This is a genomic window from Protofrankia sp. CiP1_Cm_nod1, assembly GCF_920888515.1.
GTDB lineage: Bacteria > Actinomycetota > Actinomycetes > Frankiales > Frankiaceae > Protofrankia.
In genome coordinates, this window is sequence record NZ_CAKKTM010000460.1 from 10861 (window position 1) to 14205 (window position 3345).

General features: G+C 74.0%; 2 protein-coding genes. One reads left to right on the top strand and one right to left on the bottom strand.

What is annotated here, in order from left to right:
• Positions 1-247 precede the first annotated feature (247 nt).
• Positions 248-937 (top strand): cyclic nucleotide-binding domain-containing protein, encoded by a 690-nt coding sequence (locus NBX02_RS21810; RefSeq protein ID WP_043607335.1) that lies wholly within the window; start codon positions 248-250, stop codon positions 935-937.
• A 424-nt stretch (positions 938-1361) separates the two neighbouring features.
• Here the strand turns inward: NBX02_RS21810 and NBX02_RS21815 are convergent.
• Positions 1362-3345: tetratricopeptide repeat protein (locus NBX02_RS21815; RefSeq protein ID WP_250292851.1), on the bottom strand; the 1984-nt coding region annotated here is incomplete at its 5' end.

Below are 3345 nucleotides of genomic sequence, written 5' to 3' on the forward strand. Positions count from 1 at the left end.
CCGGTCGGCCCCGGGCGCGGGCCCGTGGATGCCTTCTCGCCCTGTGTGACTACGTAGAGTAATCAATCGCTTCGGTCCGTGTGTGACTTTCCGTCCACAGGCCCGGGTCAGGGGTTGACGGGAGCTCTCCCGGGCCGGCCGAGCGGGCCGGAAATACCCGGATTCGCCCGACCTGTTCAAGACCCGACAGCCTCTTTCGGCTTTCAGGTCGTGCCCTTTGGCGCTACTCCTGGCATGCTCGGACGCCGTGGACGATCTGCTTGCCCGTGTTCCCATGTTTGCCGGCCTGTCCGAACAGGACCGGCAGGCCCTTAACGATCATTTGGAACGTCAGAATGTTACCCGAGGCGACGTTCTGTTTCGGGAAGGTGAAACCGGAGACCGTGTCTTCGTGATCCTTGCTGGAAAGGTCAAGATTGGCCGTGCGGCGTCGGACGGACGCGAGAACCTCCTCATGGTGATGGGGCCCGGAGACCTCTTCGGGGAACTCTCGCTGTTCGACCCGGGGCCCCGCACGGCCAGCGCGACCGCGGTGACCGACGCGTCGCTGGTCTCCCTGGAGCACACCGCGCTGCGCCCGTGGCTGGCAACCCGGCCCGAAGCGGCGTCGCTGCTGCTGCGGGTGCTGGCCCAGCGCCTGCGGCGGACCAACGACTCCATGGCCGACATGGTGTTCACCGACGTGCCCGGACGGGTGGCCAAGGCCCTTCTCGACCTTGCCGAGCGCTTCGGTGAGCCGGCCCAGCCCGGCAACGAGGCGGCTGGTGTCCGGGTCGAGCACGGCCTGACCCAGGAGGAGCTCGCCCAACTGGTCGGGGCCTCCCGGGAGACGGTCAACAAGGCGCTCGCGGACTTCGCGACCCGCGGCTGGCTGCGTCTGGACTCCCGCGCGGTGGTGCTGCTCGACCGGGAGCGGCTCGCCCGCCGCGCCCGGTAGGGCGTAAGCCGGCGGACGCCGGTCGACGCGGGCGTGTTCGGCCCACGCGACCGGGGGTCCGCCGGGAGACGCCCCTGGTTCCGGCCTGAGGGGGCACAGGCTGGCTGACTCCCGTCCCAGCAGGTCCTGACCGGTACGCCTGGCGTACCGGTCAGGACCTGCCCTCACATCATGAAGATCTTCTTTGCTGGGTCGGCTGCAGGCGCCGGACCCGGCTGCTGTCGTGCGCGCCGCCATGCCCGTGCCGCCGCAGCGGTGGTTGTCACACCGTCGCGACGTACATGACCCACTATCTGACCGGACCCGCTGACCGGACCTACTACCTGGCCCGTCGCGTCGTATCCGAATGGCTACCAGCTGCCACTGCTGTCACTGCCACCTGCGCCACTGCCACCTGGCACCTCCGCGCGGTTGTCCCGCGCGGTCATGCCTGCGTGGTCGGCTCCGCCAGGGACGGCACCGTCGGCGCGCCCGCCGGGGATGCCGCGGCGGAAGACGCCGCGGTCGACGCCGCGGTCGACGCCACCGTCGAGGGCGCGGCGCCCGGCGCCGGCAGGCCCGTCGCGGGGCGGGTCACCCGGACGTCGGCGACCCCTGGCAGGTTCACCGGTTTCGGGCCCACCGGCCACGAGCCGTCGGGAACCGCGGACAGCAGCCGGCGGGTCTGCGCGGCCTCGCTCACCGCCTCCGTCGCGGTCGCGGCGGCCAGCGCCTTCTCGTACGCGGCCCGGGCCTCGGCCGGCTTGCCGCTCGCGACCAGCACGGTACCCAGCGCCCGCCATGCCAGGACCTGGGCGCGGACGTCCTCGGCGCCCACCTCGACCGCGCGCCGGGCCACCGCCAGTGCCTCGGCCGGCCGGCCGGCGTCGAGGAGCGTGCCGGCCAGATGCGCGTACGCCTGGCGGCGCGGGAAGAGCAGGGTGGCCGGCTCGCCGGCGGCCAGCGCCGTCTCCAGCAGGTGGATCGCCTCCTGCAGGCGGCCTCTGGCCCGCGCGACCTGGGCGGCCAGCACCTTGGCGCCGAGCTGGGCGTGGGGCTGCAGCTCGAGGCTGTCCAGCGCCCGCATGGCCAGGTCCGCGGCCTGCTCGGCGTCGTCGAGGAGCCCGGCGTCGAGCCGGGTGAGCCCCAGCAGCACCATGGCGAGCGCGCCGACGACGGCATGGCCGCCCTGGTCGGCGGCGGCCTGGGCGTTGTGCAGGTGCGCCGCCCCGCGCTCGGGGTCACCGGCGCCCCGCGCGGCCAGGCCCCTGGCCACGAGGGTGAGCGCGACACCCCAGGTGTCCCCGGTCGCCTCGAACAGCCCCGCCGCCCGTTCGGCCTCGGCCTCGGCCTCGGTGATGTCCCCGAGTTCGGCGGCGGCGACCGCGTCGATCGTCAGGCACACGGCCAGGCCCCACACCTCACCCAGTGACCCGGCCATCTCGATCAGGTCGCGGGCGAGCCGGCGGGCCCGGCTGAGCTGGCCGGACAGCAGCCAGACCAGCGCCTCCGTGCCCGCGCACCAGCCCAGGCCACCGGTGTCGTCCAGCCGCCTGAAAACCTCGGAGGCGTCCCGGAGGTACTCCTGGGCACGTGGGTAGTCCCCCCGGGTGGTCGCGCTCCAGGCGAGGTGCTGGAGGGCCCAGCCGACCCCTCTGGGATCGCCGACCCGACGGGCGAGGGCCAGCGCGTCGGTGAACCGCTTCTCGGCGTGGCGCACCCGGCCGGCAGCGTATTCCAGCAGGCCGAGCTGGCGCAGGGTGGCGGCGACCACCCGGTCGCTGCCGGCACGCTGAGCCTCCTCGAGCGCGGTGACGAGCGCGGTCGCGGCCTCGTCGTCCCGGCCCTGCTTGTGCCGCAGGTCGCCGAGGATGCGGTACGCCGCGGCCCGCAGCTCGGGTGTGGTGACCCGCAGCGCGGGCCGCAGGACACGCTCGGCCTCGTCCAGCCGGCGCAGTGACGCCAGGGCCTCGGCCTGCAGCACGACCGCGCCCAGATCGTCGAGTTCGCCCACGACCCCCCGGCCGAGCCGGCGTGCGCTGGTGATCAGATCGATGGCGCTGCGGTGGTCGTCGCGGGCGAGCGCCGAGCGGGCGACCCGGACCAGGGCGTGGAACCCGGGCTCCCGCGCCGACCAGGCCGGATCGGTGGGCGCCAGCGCCATCGACGCCGCGAGGTCGTGGGCTCGTTCGGCATGGTGGCCGACGAAGGCCGCGACCTCCGCCTCGGAGCCGCTGAGGAACTCCACCCCCCACTGGGCCGCCGCGGCGTGCCGGCGGGCCCGCTCCACCTTGGGCAGGCCGGCGTAGGCGACGTCCCGGGCCATCGGGTGCACGAACGTCCACATCGGCTCCCCGGGATGCGGGGCCCGCAGGAGCTGGCGTTCGGTGAGGGTTTCCAGTGCCCGGTGCACCTGCTCGCCGCGACGG